This is a genomic window from Aeromonas sp. R6-1 (assembly GCF_040908165.1).
Classification (GTDB): Bacteria; Pseudomonadota; Gammaproteobacteria; order Enterobacterales; family Aeromonadaceae; genus Aeromonas; species Aeromonas caviae.
The window spans coordinates 14,543-33,043 of the sequence record NZ_JBFODF010000053.1 but is presented as its reverse complement, the minus strand read 5'-3'; the positions used below and the strand labels follow the sequence as shown (position 1 = coordinate 33,043).

At 61.0% G+C, this 18,501-nt stretch carries 17 protein-coding genes; 7 read left to right on the top strand and 10 right to left on the bottom strand.

Going from position 1 to position 18,501, the window contains the following annotated elements; translation table 11 throughout:
- Nucleotides 1-65: 65 nt before the first annotated feature.
- From AB5Y68_RS17115 to AB5Y68_RS17090, 6 genes are all read left to right on the top strand, one after another.
- Nucleotides 66-2,336 (top strand): hypothetical protein, encoded by a 2,271-nt coding sequence (locus tag AB5Y68_RS17115; RefSeq protein ID WP_039040700.1) that lies wholly within the window; start codon nt 66-68, stop codon nt 2,334-2,336.
- An 85-nt stretch (nt 2,337-2,421) separates the two neighbouring features.
- Nucleotides 2,422-4,023 (top strand): diguanylate cyclase, encoded by a 1,602-nt coding sequence (locus AB5Y68_RS17110; RefSeq protein ID WP_039040701.1) that lies wholly within the window; start codon nt 2,422-2,424, stop codon nt 4,021-4,023.
- Nucleotides 4,024-4,181: 158 nt separating this feature from the next.
- Nucleotides 4,182-5,537, top strand: coding sequence for a nucleotide 5'-monophosphate nucleosidase PpnN (ppnN, locus tag AB5Y68_RS17105; protein WP_010673382.1), 1,356 nt, complete (start codon nt 4,182-4,184; stop codon nt 5,535-5,537).
- 127 nt (nt 5,538-5,664) lie between these two features.
- Nucleotides 5,665-6,462, top strand: a complete 798-nt coding sequence (gene xni / locus AB5Y68_RS17100) for a flap endonuclease Xni (protein ID WP_039040702.1) — start codon at nt 5,665-5,667, stop codon at nt 6,460-6,462.
- Between the two features lie 142 nt (nt 6,463-6,604).
- A complete protein-coding gene (locus AB5Y68_RS17095; RefSeq protein ID WP_010673380.1) occupies nt 6,605-7,612 on the top strand; it encodes an isocitrate dehydrogenase in 1,008 nt (335 codons plus the stop codon).
- 120 nt (nt 7,613-7,732) lie between these two features.
- On the top strand, nt 7,733-8,176 hold the full coding sequence (locus tag AB5Y68_RS17090; protein WP_039040703.1) for a hypothetical protein: 444 nt from the start codon (nt 7,733-7,735) through the stop codon (nt 8,174-8,176).
- 66 nt (nt 8,177-8,242) lie between these two features.
- Here the strand turns inward: AB5Y68_RS17090 and rlmM are convergent, their stop codons facing one another.
- The 6 genes from rlmM to dinB form a co-directional block, all read right to left on the bottom strand.
- Nucleotides 8,243-9,337 carry a 23S rRNA (cytidine(2498)-2'-O)-methyltransferase RlmM gene (gene rlmM / locus AB5Y68_RS17085; RefSeq protein WP_039040704.1) on the bottom strand — a complete coding sequence of 365 codons (1,095 nt, stop codon included), beginning with the start codon at nt 9,335-9,337 and terminating at the stop codon, nt 8,243-8,245.
- Nucleotides 9,330-9,716, bottom strand: coding sequence for a DUF423 domain-containing protein (locus AB5Y68_RS17080; RefSeq protein WP_010673377.1), 387 nt, complete (start codon nt 9,714-9,716; stop codon nt 9,330-9,332). Before AB5Y68_RS17080 ends, rlmM begins: the two co-directional genes overlap by 8 nt.
- A 43-nt stretch (nt 9,717-9,759) precedes the next feature.
- Nucleotides 9,760-10,395 (bottom strand): alpha/beta fold hydrolase, encoded by a 636-nt coding sequence (locus AB5Y68_RS17075; protein ID WP_039040705.1) that lies wholly within the window; start codon nt 10,393-10,395, stop codon nt 9,760-9,762.
- Between the two features lie 12 nt (nt 10,396-10,407).
- Entirely contained in the window at nt 10,408-11,328 is a 921-nt protein-coding gene (locus AB5Y68_RS17070) for a transcriptional regulator GcvA (protein ID WP_029313926.1), read from the bottom strand.
- 287 nt (nt 11,329-11,615) lie between these two features.
- Nucleotides 11,616-13,751: a methyl-accepting chemotaxis protein gene (locus tag AB5Y68_RS17065; RefSeq protein WP_039040706.1), complete on the bottom strand. Its 2,136-nt coding sequence runs from the start codon at nt 13,749-13,751 to the stop codon at nt 11,616-11,618.
- 67 nt (nt 13,752-13,818) lie between these two features.
- The gene (dinB, locus tag AB5Y68_RS17060) at nt 13,819-14,871 is read right to left on the bottom strand and encodes a DNA polymerase IV (RefSeq protein ID WP_039040707.1); all 1,053 of its coding nucleotides are present in this window, start codon (nt 14,869-14,871) and stop codon (nt 13,819-13,821) included.
- A 218-nt stretch (nt 14,872-15,089) separates the two neighbouring features.
- Here dinB and AB5Y68_RS17055 point away from each other — a divergent pair, with 218 nt between their 5' ends.
- A complete protein-coding gene (locus AB5Y68_RS17055) occupies nt 15,090-15,302 on the top strand; it encodes a hypothetical protein (RefSeq protein ID WP_039040708.1) in 213 nt (70 codons plus the stop codon).
- Nucleotides 15,303-15,383: 81 nt separating this feature from the next.
- Here the strand turns inward: AB5Y68_RS17055 and nqrM are convergent, their stop codons facing one another.
- Genes nqrM through nqrE form a run of 4 tightly spaced genes read right to left on the bottom strand, consistent with a single transcriptional unit; the run spans nt 15,384 to nt 18,498 of the window.
- Nucleotides 15,384-15,608 (bottom strand): (Na+)-NQR maturation NqrM, encoded by a 225-nt coding sequence (gene nqrM / locus AB5Y68_RS17050; RefSeq protein WP_010673371.1) that lies wholly within the window; start codon nt 15,606-15,608, stop codon nt 15,384-15,386.
- Nucleotides 15,609-15,619: 11 nt separating this feature from the next.
- A complete protein-coding gene (locus AB5Y68_RS17045) occupies nt 15,620-16,657 on the bottom strand; it encodes an FAD:protein FMN transferase (RefSeq protein ID WP_029313924.1) in 1,038 nt (345 codons plus the stop codon).
- Nucleotides 16,658-16,660: 3 nt separating this feature from the next.
- The gene (gene nqrF, locus AB5Y68_RS17040; RefSeq protein WP_010673369.1) at nt 16,661-17,884 is read right to left on the bottom strand and encodes an NADH:ubiquinone reductase (Na(+)-transporting) subunit F; all 1,224 of its coding nucleotides are present in this window, start codon (nt 17,882-17,884) and stop codon (nt 16,661-16,663) included.
- A gap of 17 nt (nt 17,885-17,901) precedes the next feature.
- Nucleotides 17,902-18,498 (bottom strand): NADH:ubiquinone reductase (Na(+)-transporting) subunit E, encoded by a 597-nt coding sequence (nqrE, locus tag AB5Y68_RS17035; protein ID WP_005303538.1) that lies wholly within the window; start codon nt 18,496-18,498, stop codon nt 17,902-17,904.
- Nucleotides 18,499-18,501: the final 3 nt, after the last annotated feature.

Below are 18,501 nucleotides of genomic sequence, written 5' to 3'. Positions count from 1 at the left end.
AAACTCTGGACGGGCGGGGGTGGGCTTGGATAACATGCCTGCACCTCCGTGCCGTTCTTAATCCAATGAATCAACTGTTTTTTCTGGCAATGATGATGTCCTCCCTGTCGGCTCCTGATCTGGATCTGGCCAAGGAGCAGTTGTCCATCGACCTGCAGCAGGCCCAGACCCTGGTGCTGACCGATCCCGCCAGATGTGCCCAGATTGCCACCTCCTTCCTCGAACGCACGGCCAACAATCCCAAGCAGATCATCAGCAACCGTCAGGAGTACGGCTATCGCGAGCCGATGCTGAACTACGGTACCGCCACCCAGACCACGGGCGCCTATCTGCTCAAGGGGGAGTGTCTGCAGCAGCTAGGGCAGTTCGCCCCGGCACAGGAGTCCTTTGAGCAGGGCATCGCCATGGCCGAGAAAGAGCAGCAGTTCGAGCTGCAGGCCCATGGGCTCTATCTGCTGGTTCGAAGCCGCAACCTGCAACAGCATACCCATGGCGCCGCGGCCCCCCTGCTCGACAAACTCGACAAACTGCTGGCCAATCCCGACCTCAAGGAGAGCCAGTTGCAGGTCTACAGCCGCTTGCTGCGCGTCAACGCCAGCATAGAGGAGCGGCAATTCGATCTCGCCAAACAGCAGCTGGCCGAGACCCGCAAATGGGCGGATCACGCCAAACAGCCTCTGGCCAGGGCCTGGACCAGCGCCGTGGGCGGGGATCTCTATCAGGCTCTGGGTCAGCCCCAGCTTGCACTGGGGGAGTACATCGAAGCACAACAGCAAGCCAAGCCCCTGCAGGATCCCCTCTTCCTCGGCCTGCTCTCGAACCAGATGGTCAGCCTCTATCAGGAAGAGCAGGAGCCACAAAAAGCGCTGCAATACGCCAGCGAGGCGGCCAACTATTTTCATGCTCTCGGCAATCCTTCCATGCTGAGCGACGCCCTGATCGTGCTCGCCCGCCTCAACCGCGATCAGGGCGAGATGAACATGGCGCTGGTCTATTTCTTCAATGCCCTCGACCTGCTGGATGAGAGCAGCAACCGTACCCGCATCGCCCATCTCAAGTTCGAGATAGGCAAGACCTACCTGCAGACCGGCAACCTCAACCTGGCGCGAAACTACCTGAACGCCGCACGCCAGTCCCATGAGCTGGGGGATGACAAGGAGTCGCTCATCGACACCCTGCTGTTGCTGGGAGAGCTGCACCTCAAGCAGCAGGAGGCGGGCATCGCCATCCTGCAGTTGGAGAACGCTCTCACCCTGGCCAACCGGATTGGGGACATCCGGCGCCAATTCGAGATCTTCCGCCTGCTCTCCGTCGCCTATGAGCAGAAGGGTTACCTCCAGCAGGCCCTGGAGAGCTACAAGAATTACCACCAGCGCAGCGAACTGGTTCGCCAGCAGCAGCTAGCGCTGGAGCAGGAGGCGGTGCGCGACAACTACGCCCAGGTGGAGCGAGTGCAACAGGTCAAGGAGCTGGAACAGCAACTCGACGCCAGCCAGCACCAGCAGGAGCGATACCTCTGGACCAGCGTCAGCACCGGGCTGCTGCTGGCACTCTTCATCTATCTGTTCTTCACCCTCTGGCTGAAACTGCGGGTCGCGCGCCTTCATGCCAAACAGCTGGGAGAAGCCCTGCTGGTAGAGCCGCGCAGCGGCCTGGCCAACTGGCAGCGACTGATGAGTCGCTGGCCGCGGGAGATGGCCAAGCGCCAGCAAAAATCCGAGCGCTGGTACCTGAGCGAACGCCCCACCAGCGAATTTGACGACAAGCTGCACTACCTGCTGTTCCGGGTTCCCTTCCTGATCAACAGCCTGGAGCAGCACGGCTATCAGGTCAGCCGCGAGATAGAGCAGGCCTTCGGCCGCTACGTCAACGAACTGACCCCGCAGGATGGCCGCATCTACGACCTGCGCGAAGGCCACCTGCTCTATGTGGTGCCCCAGCGCCACGTGGCCCAGTTGCATCAGCTGGCCCAGACCCTGCTCGACACCCTGGCAGCCTTCCCCTGCGAGCACCCGCTGGACAGGCGCATCAGCCTCGGCATCGTCAGTCATCCCTTCCTGCCCAAGGCGGCCATGGCCCTCGATCACCACGGCCTGTTCGATCTCTGCTACCTGGCCCTCTCGGGTGCCATTCAGCTCAGCGAAAAATGCCAGCAGAGCGTCTGGCTTGAGCTGGCTGCCATCGATTGCCAGCAGGCCGCATTTTTTAACGGAGATGTGTGGCAATGCTGCTTGATGGCAATTGACAAGGGACTGGTAAAAGTAAATTCTTCTCATGAAAAGCAATGGGTTAACTGGCTTGCGCTTTCACGGACGAAGGTTGCGGACAATCCGTGACAAAAAGGTACTCAACGGGGTCTTTGATTGGCTTTCTGTTGCTGGACGAAACAAAAACGATAATGACAACAGGGCGACCTGAAGAATGAATGATATGGCTGCCGTAACAGGACAACTGGCAAGACTCAGGGAATCCCTCCAGCAGAAACAGCAGGAGCTTGACGGCATGGCGAGCTTCTCCGATGCCGAACGCACCCGCAGTATCCAGTTCATCGGCAAGCTGATGCAAGCCTGTCGCGGCCACGATCGCGAGCTCGACAACCGGCTCGCCAAGCTCAAGCAGAAACTTGAAGGCAACCCTCCGCTCACCTCCATCGATGCCGATCTGATCGCCATCGAGAAGCTGTTGCAGCAGCACAGCCACACCATGGAAGAGTCCATCAGCCTGACCCGGGCAGCCATTGATCTCGGCAGCAAACAGCTCAAAACCATCAAAGGGTTTCCGGAAGATACCCGCCGCGCCCTCAAGGAGTTTCTCGCCAGCCCGGAGAGTTACGGCATCGGCGATCACCAGAAGAAGGTGATCCGGCTGCTGGAGTTCTACCAGCAGGCGATCAAGATCCAGCTGCTGCCGCGCAAGCCGCTGATCCCCCCTTCGGCGGAGATCCCCACCGAGCTCTCCAGCCCGGCCCCTACCGACTCCTTTGACGTCAAGGCACATGCCCAGATTTCAGACGAGTTGCAGCGTCTCATCACCGAGCTCGACTTTGCCGGCGCCGTGGGCGAGAGCCTCGCAGACATCCGCCGCCAGTTGCTCGGGGGCATCACCCCTGCCCTGCTGGCCGAAGTCTGCCTGCAGATCATCGAACTCATCATCGAGGGTACCCGGGAAGAGCGCAAAGCCTCCCAGGCGTTTCTCAGCACCCTGAACGAGAGTCTCTCCTCGGTCCATTACAGCTTTACCGAATCCCTGGATGAAGGGCGGGCGCTGCAAAATGCCGCCCATCTCAGCGGACAGGCGCTGGAGCGGGAACTCGCCGCCATCGATCGCGCCATGGCAGCCCATGACTCGCCACAAATACTCAGGGGCGCCATTTCTGGGCATCTGGACACCATCCGCCGGCTGCAGCAGGAGCGGGAGGAGATGGCCAACCGCGAGCGCCACCTGCTCACCCACCTCTCCAACATGGAAGCCAAGCTCAGGTTGATGAAGGACGAGACCGCCGAGTACAAGAAGCGGCTCACCATCCAGAAACACAAGCTCTTCCTCGACAGCCTGACCCAGGTACACAACCGGGCGGCCCTGGACGAGCGGCTCGAGCTCGAATACAAACGCTGGTTACGCTATGGCACCCCCCTGTGCCTGGCCATCATCGACATCGACCACTTCAAGCACATCAATGACAACTACGGCCACATGGCCGGCGACAAGGCATTGAAGGTGGTTGCCAAGGCCCTGCAGAACGCCTTGCGCGACACCGACTTCATCGCCCGCTTTGGCGGTGAGGAGTTCGTGGTCCTGCTGCCGAACATCAATCCGGACAAGTACCAGAAGCCGCTGGAGAACCTGCGTCAGACCATCAAGAGCATCCCGTTCCGCTTTCGCGATGCCAGGGTCGAGATCACCATCTCCATCGGTGCCACCCTGTTTCGGACCGGCGACCATACCACGGATGCGTTCGAGCGCGCCGACAAGGCGCTCTACAGTTCCAAGCACTCCGGCCGGGATCAGGTCAATCTCGCCTGAATCCGCTTTGAGGGGCGGCTAAAAAAGCGGCAAACGCACAGTCCCCCTATTCCCCTGCCCACCCCCTTGCCTCTACTATCGAACCCGAGGGATGCCAAAGCATCCCGTTTTCTCCCCAGGGAAAGCACAACGATAACAAGCGAGTGAAAGGGGAAATTATGATTACACACATCAATCCCGTGGGCAGCATGGACCTGCTGTCCCAGCTCGAGGTGGATCGCCTCAAGCAGACGGCCTCCAGCGATATCTATCAACTGTTTCGCAACTGCTCGCTGGCGGTCCTCAACTCCGGCAGCCATACCGACAGTTCCAAAGAGATACTGGAACGTTTCAAATCCTTCGATATTCACGTGATCCGGCGCGAGCGCGGGGTCAAGCTCGAGCTGTTCAACGCCCCCGAGCACGCCTTCGTCGACGGCGAGATCATCCGCGGCATCCAGGAGCACCTGTTCTCCGTGCTGCGGGACATTCTCTATGTGTCGACCCAGCTCGAGTCCAATCGTCTGGTCAACCTGACCAGCTCCACCCATATCTCCAACGTGGTGTTCGCCATCCTGCGCAACGCCAAGGCGATCCTGCCCGGCGCCGATCCCAACCTGGTGGTCTGCTGGGGCGGCCACTCCATCAACGAGGTGGAATACCAGTACACCCGGGCAGTGGGTAGCGAGCTGGGTCTGCGCGAGCTCAACATCTGTACCGGTTGCGGTCCGGGTGCCATGGAGGGCCCCATGAAGGGGGCCGCCGTCGGCCACGCCAAGCAGCGGGTGCGCAACGGCCGTTACATCGGTCTCACCGAGCCTTCCATCATCGCCGCCGAACCGCCGAACCCCATCGTCAACGAGCTGGTGATCCTGCCGGACATCGAGAAGCGGCTGGAAGCCTTCGTGCGTCTGGGTCACGGCATCATCATCTTCCCGGGCGGGGTCGGCACTGCCGAGGAGCTGCTCTACCTGCTCGGCATCATGATGCACCCGGCCAACGATCGCCAACCCATCCCCATCGTGCTGACCGGCCCGAAAGAGAGCGCCGACTACTTCCGCGCCATCGACGACTTCGTCAAGGCAACCCTGGGGGAAGCCGCCACCAGTCTCTACCGGATCATCATCGGCGATGCGCCCGAGGTGGCCCGCGTGATGAAGGAGGCGATGCCGAAGATCCGCGAATACCGCAAGTCGGTGGGAGATGCCTACTCCTTCAACTGGTCCCTGCGGATCGAGCCCGAGTTCCAGCTGCCGTTCGAGCCGGATCACGCCAGCATGGCCAGCCTGGATCTGCATCGCAACCAGCCGCCCCAGCTGCTGGCAGCCAACCTGCGCCGCGCCTTCTCCGGCATCGTCGCAGGCAACGTCAAGGAAGGGGGCATCAGGGCCATCGAGAAGAAGGGTCCCTTCAAGCTGCACGGCGACAAGGAGCTGATGCACCTGATGGACAGGTTGCTGGAAAGCTTCGTCAAGCAGCAGCGCATGAAGCTGCCGGGCAGCCAGTACGTTCCCTGCTACGAGATAGTCAAATAGTCGGGACATCACAATGCACCGCACCGGAGGGGCCCATGGGCCCCTCTTTCATTGACTGGTCTTCTACGGGGTTAGCAGGAGACGCCACCATTGTTACAATGGCCTCCCCCGACGCCCGGAGTGCCCCATGCCACACCTGCTCATCATCGATGCCCTCAACCTCATCCGCCGACTGCACGCGGTGCAGAGCCAGCAGGGACTGACCCCGGCCCAGGCCCTGCTCGCCACCCGTGCCAACCTCATCAACACCTGCAAGAAGCTCCTGGCGGCCAGCGAGCCGACCCACGCCATCGCGGTCTTTGACGGTGAGATCCACAGCTGGCGCAAGACGCTCTATCCCCCCTACAAGGAGGGCCGCACCCCCATGCCGGATGAGCTGAGAGAAGGGCTTGCCGACCTGCAGGACGCCTTCTGGGAGTGCGGTGTGGATGCCCTGCTCTCCCAGACCGACGAGGCGGACGATCTCATCGCCACCCTGGCAAGCGGCATTGCCCAGCACGGCGCCAGCGCCACCATCATCTCCACCGACAAGGGGTTCTGCCAGCTCATCTGCCCGCAGATCCGGGTGCGGGATTACTTCAACAAACGCTGGCTGGATGCCGCCTTCGTCCAGCAGCAGTACGGCGTTACACCGACCCAGCTTGTGGACTTCTGGGCCCTGACCGGTATCGGCGGCTCCAACATCAAGGGGGTGCCCGGCATCGGCCCCAAGACCGCCACCCAGTTGCTGCAGCAATACGGGGACCTGGCTGCCATGCTGGAGGCCTGTGAGCGGGAGGAGGCCACCAGACCCCTGCTCAAGCTGCGCCAGCACCGGGAAGAGGCCCTGCTGGCCCAACGCCTGGTCCGGCTGCAGCACGATATCCCGCTCGGATTCAACCTGCGGGAGATCCGCTACCCTCCCATCCCTGATGCCGGGGCGTGATCCCCAGCACACCATTTCCCAAGACAGGCCGTACCTGTTGACATAAATGGGTAAAATGTAAAGAAACATGGAGGATGTGGTGCAAAAATGGTATAAAGCCGACGAATCCTCCCCCTCTGTTCCCTAGAAGTGGATACGCCTCATGTCAAAAAGAAAGATTACCGTCATCCCGGGCGACGGCATCGGCCCCAGCATCATCGAATCCGCCATCCAGATCCTGACCCACGCGGGTTGTGACTTCGACTACGAATACGCAGACGCCGGTCTGGTAGCCCTGGAAAAACATGGCGAGCTGCTGCCCCAGGCCACCCTCGATCTGATCGAGAAGAACAAGGTCAGCCTGAAAGGCCCGCTCACCACTCCGGTCGGCGGCGGCTTTACCTCCATCAACGTCTCCCTGCGCAAGAAGTTCAATCTCTACGCCAACGTGCGCCCCGTCCTCTCCTTCAAGGGCACCAAGAGCCGTTACGACAACATCGACATCATCACGGTGCGCGAGAACACCGAAGGCATGTACTCCGGTGCCGGCCAGAAGCGCAGCGATGACAACCAGAGCGCCGAGGCGATGAGCATCATCACCCGGGAAGGGGCCGAGCGCATCGTCACCTTCGCCTTCGAGCTGGCGCGCCAGGAAGGACGCAAGAAGGTCACCATCATCCACAAGGCCAACATCCTCAAGTCCACCTCCGGCCTGTTCCTGGAAGTGGCCCGTCAGGTCGCGGCCCGCTACCCGGACATCCAGAACGAGGAGATGATCGTCGACGCCGCCTGCATGAACCTGGTGATGTACCCGGAGCGCTTCGATGTGATGGTCACCACCAACCTGTTCGGCGACATTCTCTCGGATCTCTGTGCCGGTCTGGTGGGGGGGCTGGGCATGGCGCCGGGCGCCAACATCGGTGAAGGGGCCGCCATCTTCGAAGCGGTACACGGCTCTGCGCCGGACATCGCCGGCAAGAACATCGCCAACCCCACCTCGGTGATCCTCGCCTCCATCCAGATGCTGGAATATCTCGGCATGCAGGACAAGGCGGAGCGCATTCGCGAGGCCGTGCGGGCGACCATCGAGTCCGGTGATCGGGTGACCCGTGACCTGGGGGGCACAGCGTCCACCAGCGAATTCACCCAGGCCATCATCGACCGTCTATAAATGGAATCCAACCATATGATTTTAAAAGGGAGCTTCGGCTCCCTTTGTTTTATGCCAACGCCTCCCTACCTCCCTCGCCAGATGAATACTATGTTGATATGAGGGATAAGGAGATCCACCATGCGTGCTACTTTCATCTTGCTGATTGTCAGCAGCAGTGCCCCGGCATTAGACAGGCCAGTCGACAATGCCTGGTTGACGCCGCCTCCCCAGCACGAGGCGCCAGCCAAGCAGACCTGGCAATCCACCCTGGATACCAACGATCTGCTCAAACAGCCCAAGCCGCTCTCTCTGGGGGTGGATATCACCACCGACAGCAACGGCAATCGGCAGGTCACCCCCTATCAGAAGCTGAACCTCACGGCAGAGAAGAGCGTCAGCCTCTCCTTCGAAAAGCAAAAGCCCAAGATCAAGTTCAACGCTGGCGGCATCAACACCTCGGTCAAGCTTCGCGGGGATGGCGTCAAGATGCAGTTCAACCCCAGTGACAAGACCATTCCCCTGCAAATTGAGCTGAAGATCACCGACGATGAGTCCATGATGCGTCTGGACTACCGATTCTGATGACCCAGACACAAAAAAACCGGACGTCGCCGTCCGGTTTTTTCATGCCCTGTTCCCGATGCTGCTTCAGGACTTGGGTGCCAGCTTGGAGACCCAGAACTTGTTGTAGACGTGCACCGTGATCTCTTCGCGATCGTGATAGAGCTGTTTGGCCTGAATGATGAAGCCGCCGTCGATCTCCGCCAGCAGTCCGCGCAGCACCTCGATGTTGTGCACCGCCTCGGCGTAGCGCTTCTTCATCGGCAGCTTGAGGTTGAACATGGCTTCCTGACAGTCGTTCTCCCTGAACCAGTCGGCCACCATGTGGGTCACTCGCGCCGGCTTGTCCACCATGTCGCACACCAGCCAGTAGGTATTCTTCTTGCTCGGCCGCCACACGAAACCATCGTCACGGATATGCTTCACCTGACCTGTGTCCATCAGGGATTGGGCCATCATGCCGTTGTCCACCGCCGTCACCATCATGCCGCGACGCACCAGCTGATAGGTCCAGCCACCCGGGCAGGCGCCAAGATCCACGGCCTTCAGGCCGGAGCACAGGCGCAAGTCCCACTCTTCCTTCGGCACGAAGACGTAGAACGCCTCTTCCAGCTTGAGGCTGGAGCGGCTCGGGGCATCGGCCGGGAAGCGCAGGCGCGGGATCCCCATGTGGAAGGCGGAGTTGTTGAAGGAGTAGGAGTACCCCAGCATCAGGTGGTCATTGGCCAGGAAGAAGGCGTGGAACACGGGACGGTTCGGGGTCTCCTTCTTGGTCAGGATCTCGTTGCTGCGCAGCGCCTGGCGAAGCGGCACGGTGAACTTGCGGCAGAAGGCGGAGAGCTCCTTCGCCTCGTTGGTGTCGGCCGTCTCCACCCGCAGATCCCCGCAGATGGCGTAGCCACTCGCCGCCTCCAGGATGGGAGAGACCCGATCGCTTATTTCCAGATCTTTCAGCTCGTGGGTCACCACCAGCATCTGGCGAATGAAGATGAGCTCGCGGAACGGCAGCTTGCGCGCCAGCAGATCGGCCTGCTCCTCGTCATACAACTCGAAGATCACATAGCCGCTGTCGTCCTTGACCCGGGCAAAGCCGTAGCACTGCATGTTGCCGGCACGCTCGGTGATCTCTGCCGCCGCCTCTTTCTCAAAACCCGGGCGGCAATAAAGCAGCAGATTATTCATTCTTTCCTCCAAGACGACAGCCGGCCCACATCAGAGCCGCCCATCCCAACATAAAACAGAGGCCACCGGCCGGGGTGATGAGCCCCAGCCCCTTGCTGCCAAGCAGCACCATGGCGTAAATACTGCCGGAGAATCCCAGGATCCCCAGCACAAAGACGGCGCCCGCGAAGGTGATCACCTTGCCGCGCACGCCGCACAACCCCAGCACCAGTAGGGCCAGGGCGTGGAAAAACTGGTATTGCACGGCGGTGTTGAACGCCGCCAGCAACGAAGGAGCGATGCCGGTCGCCGCCAGCCCGTGAGCGCCGTAGGCCCCGAGCATGGTGGCCGTCAGGCCGAAGAAGCCCGCCAGCACCAGCCAATGTCGTTGGATCTGCATCTTCTCTCCTTGCACGCTTCTTCTCTCGACCCGCTCGAGATGGTCAGGAGCGGCCCACCGCCGCGATAAAACCCTTGATCCGCTCCGCGGCCAGGCGCAGGTTCTCCTGCTCGCTCATGCCGCTCGCCTTTCTCGGTTTGAAACCATGATCCCCGTCGGTTAGCCAGTGGACCGATACGGCGGGTGAGAAGGGGAAATTGGCCAGCTCGGCGCGGGAACCGAAGGTATCGCGCTCCCCCTGCAGCAGCAGTGTGGGCGTCGTGATCTGCTTGAGCACCTCGCCCCGCCATGCGTCGGGCTTGGCCGGGGGGTGGAAAGGATACCCGAGAACGATCAATCCTGCAGCATCCATCTCGTCGCCCCCCTCGCAAAACAGCTCGGCCGCCATCCTCCCCCCCATGGACTTGCCCGCCAGAAACAGCCGGGGATGGGCAAACTGACGCACCATCTCGCGCCAGTGAGCCAGCAGCACGGGTTGTCTGTCCGGCGGCCTGCGCTTGCCGTCCTGAGCTCGTTTGGTCATATAGGGGAAGTTGAAGCGCACCACCTCGATATCCGGCCCCGCCAGCAGTCGCGACAACTCGGCCAAGAAGCTGTGCTCCATGCCCGCCCCCGCGCCGTGGGCCAGCAGAATGCGAACGGGGGCGTCACTCGCCCCCTCTCTTGTCAGGTCAGTCACCAGGTCAACTCCTCAGGCATCGGCAAGGCGGGCACGCCTGCGGGCCTCTTCCTGCTCCACCAGTTCCAGCATCCAGTCACGGAAGGCCACTATCTTGCCCTGATCGGACTGCTGCTCCTGACACACCAGATAGAAAGCGTTCTTGCTCACCAGCACCTGCTCGAACGGGCAGATGAGACGACCCGCCTCTATCTCCGGCTGGGCCAGCACGCTGTGGCCGAGCGCCACCCCCTGACCGTGGATCGCCGCCTGGATCACCATGGTGGAGTGGCTGAAGATGGGCCCCTGATTGACATTGGGGGCATCGATGTCGAGCTGGCGGAACCAGGCCTTCCAGTCGCGCCGGGAGGTGTCGTGCAGCAGGGTGTGACGGGTCAGATCGTCCGGGGTGCGCAGCGGCTTGGGGCCGGTCAGCAACAGGGGCGAGCAGACCGGGATCAGGTACTCGGTGTGCAGCTTGTCCGAACGAAGACCCGGCCAGTTGCCGCGGCCGTAGTAGATGGCCACGTCCACATCGTCGGTCAGCGACCCCTCGTCCATGTCCACCGCCTTGATCCGCACATCGATGTCCGGGTGGCGTTCGCTGAACTTGACCAGGCGGGGCACCAGCCACTGGATGGCGAAGCTCGGCTGCAGGGAGACGGTGAGCGCCCCCTTGGCGCTGCGGGCCAGCAGCTTGTCGGTCGCCTCGGAGATGGAGGCAAAGATGTCCTTGATATCGAGGAAGTAGCTCTGCCCCTCCTCGGTCAATAGCAGGGAGCGATTCTTGCGGCGAAACAGCTTGATGCCGAGATACTCCTCCAGCGCCTTGATCTGGTGGCTGATGGCTGCCTGGGTCACGAACAGCTCTTCTGCTGCGCGGGTAAAGCTCAAGTGACGAGCCGCGGCTTCAAACGCTTTCAGTGCATTGAGCGGAGGTAAACGACGAGACATGGAATCGGCCGACGATGAATTTTTCTAATGGGGCGCATTATAAATTGTCGGTTGCGGGTCGACCAGTGAATAAACATAATTCGCCACGCAATTCGTTGTCATATGGCTCACACCTTCTCTTCCATGTTGGTTTACATGTGGTTTTTGTGAGTGAGTCGACAGTGATTGTGGTGTTGTGTTTCTTCCTCTGCGGGAAGAAGGGCTAAATCAGGTCGATTTAACCCAGTCTGTCATCTGAATGTGTTTGGCGCCATCCGGTTGGATGGCGCCTTTTTTCTTATCCTCCCCTACACCCGGAACTGGCCCACCAGTTGCTGCTGCTTGTCCGCCAGTTGCGACAGCTCGCGCCCGTTGTCGGCGGAAGTCGCCGCTTCCGCCCGAATGGTATGGCTCACATCGCGAATGTTGCTGACGTTGCGATTGATCTCGTCCGCCACGCCGCTCTGCTCCTGCGCGGCCCTCGCGATCTGCTCATTCATCTGGTGGATGGTGCCGACAGCCTGGATGATCTGCTCCAGCACGCTGACCGACTGCTCCACCTTGGTGAGGGTCAGATCCGCCTGGTGATGACCGGTCAGGATCGCCTTCACCACCGCCTCCGTCCCCGACTGCAACTGGCCGATGAGGTTCTGGATCTCGACGATGGCGTTCTGGGTTCGGCCCGCCAGGTTGCGCACCTCGTCGGCGACCACCGCAAAACCGCGCCCCTGCTCACCGGCTCGGGCCGCCTCGATGGCCGCGTTCAAGGCCAGCAGGTTGGTCTGCTCGGCAATCCCCTGGATCACCACCAGGATGTCGTTGATGTTGTCGCTGTTGGCGGAGAGGTGCTCCACCACTGGTTTGGCATCGCTTATCACCGTCATCAGTCTGGACATGGCCTCCTGGGTCTGCGCCACCACGGACTTGCCCTCCTGGGCCGCCGTGTCGGCTTCATCGGCCGCCGCCACCGCCGCATTGGCATTGCCGGCGACCTGCAGGGCGGTAGCGCTCAACTCTTCAAACGCGGTCGCCACCAGATCCACCTCCTGATACTGGGACTGCATGCCGGCGCTGGTACGGGCTGCCCCTTGCGCCGCCAGGGCCGCACTGGCCCGGGTGCCCGCAACGGTGTCGATCACCTGGCTGATGGTGGATTGCAGCTTGTCCAGGAACTTGTTGAACCACTTGGCCAGCTCGCCTATCTCGTCATCCCTGCGCAGATCGATGCGCTGGGTGAGATCCCCCTCCCCGCTGGCGATGTCCTTGAGGCGTGCCACCACGGCGCGGATGGGCGCCACGATGCGCTGGGCCATCAGCCAGATGCAGAGCAGAGCGAGCGCCGAAATCCCGCCACCTATCGTGAGCTGGGTGGCCACGCTGCGCTGGGCCTGCTCCTCAAGCTCCCCTTGCAGTTGCAGGGCCGAGGCGAGCACCACGGCGCGGGGCAGCTCGATATAGATGCCCCACTTGCGATCCGTACCGCGCATGCTGACCGGCACGAAGGTCTGCAACAGTGCGCCATCCGGGCTCCAGCGCGTCACCACATCTCCCTTGGTCAGCCACCCCTTGAGATCCTGCGCAAGCCCTTGCTGCTCCAGCAGATTGCCAAGGGCGACCGGGAACCCTTCCACGCCGGCCACCCGCCCTTCACTGCTGAGCAGGAGCACCTTGCCCTGCCCCTTGTAGAGGGTCCGGCCCATCTCTTCCACCAGGCTCTGCAGGGTCCCCAGGGAGATGTCGACCCCCACCATGCCAAGCAGGGAGCCCTGGTCCAGCAACGGCACGGTCACCGAGGTCATCAACACCTGCTGGGTCCCCACCTCGTCCACATAGGGTTCGAGCAGACAGAGCGCCTTGCTGCGGATGCTGCAACTGTACCAGTCGTTCTCAAGGCCGCCGTGTCCGGAGGGCTTGTCGTTGGCCAGCATCGCCTCGTCCATCACCTCCAGACTGACCTTGCCGTCGACCCTAGCCCAATAGCTGGAAAAACGCCCCTTGTCGTTGGCGCCAAGCGCCGTCGACCCCTGATAGTTGTCATCCTCCCCGTCGAGCTGGTTGGGTTCGAATACCGCATAGACACCGAGCAGGTTCGCTGACGACTCCGCCGCATCCTGCAACTGTTGGTTGACGGCATTGCGCAGCGCCTCGGAGTGAACGAAGTTGTCGGCAGCGTTCTTGCGCTGGAACAGAATGCCCTCGGCAAGCAGGGTCGCCCTGAAGTAAGCCTCATCGAGGTAGCTGGTCACCCGGGCTGCCTGGGTCGCCCCCATGGCCTGCATCCAGTTTTCTGCCGCGTGCTGCCCCTCCAAGGTGGTGGAGGTTAGCACCTGCTCCTGCATGCGGGCCGCGTTGAAAAGAGAAGAAGCCACCAGCGCGACGGCACTGGCCAGCAGACAGCAACCGGCGATCAGGGTGATCCGTCCCTGAACAGAAAGAGAACTCATGCCACTATTTCCTAACGTCTACAGATGTGAACACTGTATCGGTTTTGGATACAAAAACTTAACTAAATCAGCAGAAATCCAGGCTTAATTGATTGATTTCACCCTCTCCGGGCAAACCAACGACCAGACCGAGCAGGCGAATGGGCTTTCCTTGAGCCCGTTGCAGTCCCTCGTGCAGCAGATCGTGGAAGCGGGCCGCCTGATAACTCCCCTTGCGATAAACGGTGGTCTGGTGAAAATCGGCAAACTTCAGCTTGATCCCCTGCCCCATCAGCATCTCCGCAGAGCAGGCCTTGGCAAAACGCTGCTCCAGCTCGGGAATGAGCCGGCTGAGCACCTGCCAGCAGGCGTCCTCGTCCAGCACATCGCTGGCGAGCGTCGTCTCTACGCCGATGCTCTTGCGCACCCGCCTGGCCTGCACCGGCTGATCGTCATGCCCCCAGATGCGGCCGGCCAGCATCTCCCCGAGCTTGCCGAAACGGGCGATCAGCTCCTCGTTGCCGAGCTGACGGGCATCTTCGCACGAATACATCCCGAGGGACTCCAGCCGCTCTGCCGTCTTGCGGCCGATGCCGGGCAACTTGCCAAGGGGGAGCTGACGCACGAACTCGTCCACCTCCTGGGGGCGGATGACGAACAGGCCATCAGGCTTGCGCTGCTCGGAGGCGAGCTTGGCCAGAAACTTGTTCGGCGCCACACCGGCCGAGGCAGTCAGCCCAAGCTCGGCGCTGATGGCGGCGCGGATCTCCGCCGCCATCAGGGTGGCGCTGCCACCGCAGCGGGGACTCTGGGTCACGTCGAGATAGGCTTCATCGAGGGAGAGCGGCTCCACCTGCTCGGTGTAGCGTAGGAAGATGGCGCGCAACTGGCGCGAAGTTTCTTTGTAGACGGCCATCCGCCCGGGGATCAGCACCAATGGCGGACAGAGCTTTCTGGCCAGGGCGCTCGGCATGGCGGAGCGCACTCCGAAGCGGCGCGCCACGTAGTTGCAGGTGGAGATGACCCCGCGTCGGTCGGCGGCGCCACCAATGGCGAGGGGCACCTCCCTGAGGGCCGGGTTGTCCCGCATCTCCACCGCGGCGAAGAAGCAGTCCATGTCGATGTGAATGATCTTGCGCATGGCCGTGTCTGTTGCTGTGTCGACCGCCTCCCGAACAGATCATAGGGATAGACCCTGGGCATCCGGCGAGGAGACATGTCGAACGCCAAAAATACTGTATGGATAACCAGTTGGACGTTCCATGCTACCCCACCCCTGTCATTTCTGCCAGTCTGCACGCGGGCGCGGCGGCATAGACTCTCAAGGCCACATCCACACGAGACTCAAGGAGGAGAAGCATGAGCATCATCCGGGCGGGGCTCTGCCTGCTGCTGTTGCCGCTAGCCACCATGGCCAAGGATCACCCGACAGCCGAATGCAGCTGGCTGTACAAGCGCATCGAGATACTGGAAACCGCCATCAGGCAGGGGGATGAACTGGGCACCAGGGAGGAGCTGGCAAAGCGAAAGAAAGAGTTCAAGGCAAAGGCATGCAGCCAATATGACTACTGACCCCATGCCACATAAAAAAACGAGCCGACCCAGGGGTCGGCTCGTTTCGTTGCAAGGCTGCCTTCAGAGCGATATCCACCGTTAGATGATGCGGTTGTCCACCAGCATCTTGCGACGGGCCTCTTCTTTGGCCATCTTCTTCTTGCGGTTGTCACAAGGCTCGGGGCAGTCGCACTCCTTCTCGATCCCGATGGAACCCAGGCCGCCACAGGAGCCGGAGATGGACTTGCGCTGGAAAATGTAGCCGATGGCCATGGCCACCACGACCATCAGAAACACCCCGAAGGTGATCAGAAAGATCTGCATGTAGTTACCCCTTACTTCTTGACCAGATATGGTTTGAAGGCATCCGAATAGGCCTCTTCGAACCCGTCATCCGTCTTGGTGATGGTGAAGATGGCCAGCCCCCGTTCCTTGGCATAGGCCAGGCTCTTCTCCGGCCCCATGACCATGAACACGGTCGCCAACCCGTCTGCAGTCATGCAGGAGGGGTGGATGACGGTCACCGACACCAGGCGGTGCTGGATGGGCTTGCCCGTCAGCGGATCCATGGTGTGGGAGAAGCGCTTGCCGTCCAGCTCGTAATAGTTGCGGTACTCGCCCGAGGTGGCCACCCCGTTGTCACCGGGCAGGATCACCTCCTGTACGGAACCGGCATTGACGGTCGGCTTCTCGATGGCGACACGCCAGGGATGCCCCTTGCCGTTGACGCCGTTGATGCGCAGCTCGCCGCCGATCTCCACCAGATAGTTGCGCGCCCCCTGGGACTCCAGGTACTCGGCCACCTTGTCCACGCCAAACCCCTTGGCAATGGCAGAGAGATCCACGTAGAGGTCCGGGATGTCCTTTTGCAGGGTATCGGCATCGGCAGAGGTTATCACATGCAGATTGCCAAGGCCCGTCTTCTGCCGGGTCTGGGCGATCAGCTCGTCGGACGGCACCTTGGTCGGTCTGGCATCCGGCCCAAAGCCCCACAGATTGACCAGAGGACCGACGGTGACGTCCAGCGCCCCGCGGCTCTCGCGGCCAATGTGAATGGCCTCGGTCACCACCCGCGCGGTATCGCGGGAAACCACCACAGGGGTATTGCTCTTGTGCTGGTTGAAGCGTGACAGCTCGGAATCCGGGCGATAGGTCGACATCTGATCGTTGACCCGCTCCAGCAAGACGTCGACCTCGGCTTGCAGCCTGGCGGCATCTTGAACGGCGCTATCTGCCACCTTGATGGAGTAGTAGGTACCCATGGTGCTGCCGGTGATGTGGATCTCCGGCTTGGATTGGACCGTTTCCTGACCGCACCCAGTCAAGAAAAAGGCTAGCCCGAAGGCTAGCCAGGTCTTTACAACGCTGTGCATGGATTAACCACCGAAGTCATCCAGCAGGATGTTCTCGTCTTCAACACCGAGGTTTTTCAGCATGTTGATGACGGCGGCGTTCATCACGGGAGGCCCGCACATGTAGAACTCGCAATCCTCAGGCGCCTCGTGGTTCTTGAGGTAGTTCTCGAACAACACGTTGTGGATGAAGCCGGTGTAGCCATCCCAGTTGTCTTCCGGTTGCGGATCGGACAGGGCGACGTGCCACTGGAAGTTGTCGTTCTCGGCCTGCAGCATGTCGAAGTCTTCGACATAGAACATCTCGCGCTTGGAACGGGCACCGTACCAGAAGCTCATCTTGCGCTTGGTCTTCAGACGGCGCAGCTGGTCGAAGATGTGGGAGCGCATCGGCGCCATACCCGCACCACCACCGACGAACACCATTTCGGCGTCGGTGTCCTTGGCGAAGAACTCGCCGAACGGACCGGAGATGGTCACCTTGTCACCGGCCTTCAGGCTGAAGATGTAGGAAGACATCTGGCCGGGAGGGGCAGTCCAGTTGCTGGGCGGCGGGGTTGCGATCCGCACGTTCAGCATGATGATGCCGAACTCTTCCGGATAGTTCGCCATGGAGTAGGCACGGATGATCGGCTCGTTGACCTTGGACTCCAGCTCGAAGATCTTGAAGCGATCCCAGTCGCCACGATACTCCTCGGGAATATCGAAGTTCTTGTACTGCACGTGGTGGGCAGGCGCTTCGATCTGGATATAACCACCGGCGCGGAACGGCACGCTCTCGCCATCGGGGATCTGCAGCTTGAGCTCCTTGATGAAGGTGGCCTTGTTGTCATTGGAGATGACGGTACAGTCCCACTTCTTCACGCCGAAGATCTCTTCCGGCAGCTCGATGTCCATGTCGGAACGGACGGTGACCTGACAGGCCAGACGCTCGCCATGACGGGCTTCGCCCTTGCTGATGTGATCCAGCTCGGTCGGCAGGATGTCGCCGCCGCCGGATTTCACACGCACCTTGCACTGACCACAGGAGCCACCGCCACCACAGGCGGAGGAGACGAAGATACCACTGCCGGCGAGCACGCCAAGCAGCTTGCCACCCGCCGGGCTGGTCACAGCCTTGGCCGGGTCGCCGTTGATGCTGATTGTCACGTCACCGGCGGTCACCAGCTTGGACTTGGCGAACAGAATGACTGCCACCAAGGCCAGCAGGATCACGGTGAACATGACCACACCCAGAATAATTTCCATCTATATTTCCTTTCCGATTACAGGGAAATACCAGAGAAGGACATGAAGCCCAGCGCCATCAGACCCGCGGTGATGAAGGTGATGCCAAGGCCACGCAGGCCTTCGGGAACATCGGAATATTTCATCTTCTCGCGGATCCCTGCCATCGCGACGATGGCCAGCATCCAGCCTGCACCCGAACCCACGCCATAGACCACGGACTCAACGAAGTTGTAGTCACGCTGCACCATGAAGGAGACACCACCGAAGATGGCGCAGTTCACGGTGATGAGCGGCAGGAAGATACCGAGGGCGTTGTAGAGGGCCGGGAAGTACTTGTCCAGCGCCATCTCCAGGATCTGCACCAGGGCCGCGATCACCCCGATGAAGGTGATGAAGCTCAGGAAACTCAGATCCAGACCGGATACCAGGGCACCGTCTTTGAGCACGTAGTTGTAGATCAGGTTGTTGGCCGGGACGGCAACGGTCTGAACCACGATAACGGCAATCCCCAGGCCCATGGCGGTCTTGACCTTCTTGGACACCGCCAGGAAGGTACACATCCCCAGGAAGAAGGAGAGCGCCAGGTTCTCGATGAAGATCGAGCGAATCAACAGACTGATATAGTGTTCCATACC

Excerpts from the sequence above, each read along its gene's own strand:
- AB5Y68_RS17070 (WP_029313926.1), bottom strand. The coding sequence starts at position 11,328 with ATGTCTCGTCGTTTACCTCCGCTCAATGCACTGAAAGCGTTTGAAGCC.
- AB5Y68_RS17110 (WP_039040701.1), top strand. The coding sequence starts at position 2,422 with ATGAATGATATGGCTGCCGTAACAGGACAACTGGCAAGACTCAGGGAA.
- nqrM (WP_010673371.1), bottom strand. The coding sequence starts at position 15,608 with ATGCAGATCTTTCTGATCACCTTCGGGGTGTTTCTGATGGTCGTGGTG.
- dinB (WP_039040707.1), bottom strand. The coding sequence starts at position 14,871 with ATGCGCAAGATCATTCACATCGACATGGACTGCTTCTTCGCCGCGGTG.
- AB5Y68_RS17065 (WP_039040706.1), bottom strand. The coding sequence starts at position 13,751 with ATGAGTTCTCTTTCTGTTCAGGGACGGATCACCCTGATCGCCGGTTGC.
- AB5Y68_RS17080 (WP_010673377.1), bottom strand. The coding sequence starts at position 9,716 with ATGCAGATCCAACGACATTGGCTGGTGCTGGCGGGCTTCTTCGGCCTG.
- rlmM (WP_039040704.1), bottom strand. The coding sequence starts at position 9,337 with ATGAATAATCTGCTGCTTTATTGCCGCCCGGGTTTTGAGAAAGAGGCG.
- AB5Y68_RS17055 (WP_039040708.1), top strand. The coding sequence starts at position 15,090 with ATGAGCATCATCCGGGCGGGGCTCTGCCTGCTGCTGTTGCCGCTAGCC.
- ppnN (WP_010673382.1), top strand. The coding sequence starts at position 4,182 with ATGATTACACACATCAATCCCGTGGGCAGCATGGACCTGCTGTCCCAG.
- xni (WP_039040702.1), top strand. The coding sequence starts at position 5,665 with ATGCCACACCTGCTCATCATCGATGCCCTCAACCTCATCCGCCGACTG.
- AB5Y68_RS17090 (WP_039040703.1), top strand. The coding sequence starts at position 7,733 with ATGCGTGCTACTTTCATCTTGCTGATTGTCAGCAGCAGTGCCCCGGCA.
- nqrE (WP_005303538.1), bottom strand. The coding sequence starts at position 18,498 with ATGGAACACTATATCAGTCTGTTGATTCGCTCGATCTTCATCGAGAAC.
- AB5Y68_RS17095 (WP_010673380.1), top strand. The coding sequence starts at position 6,605 with ATGTCAAAAAGAAAGATTACCGTCATCCCGGGCGACGGCATCGGCCCC.
- nqrF (WP_010673369.1), bottom strand. The coding sequence starts at position 17,884 with ATGGAAATTATTCTGGGTGTGGTCATGTTCACCGTGATCCTGCTGGCC.
- AB5Y68_RS17045 (WP_029313924.1), bottom strand. The coding sequence starts at position 16,657 with ATGCACAGCGTTGTAAAGACCTGGCTAGCCTTCGGGCTAGCCTTTTTC.
- AB5Y68_RS17115 (WP_039040700.1), top strand. The coding sequence starts at position 66 with ATGAATCAACTGTTTTTTCTGGCAATGATGATGTCCTCCCTGTCGGCT.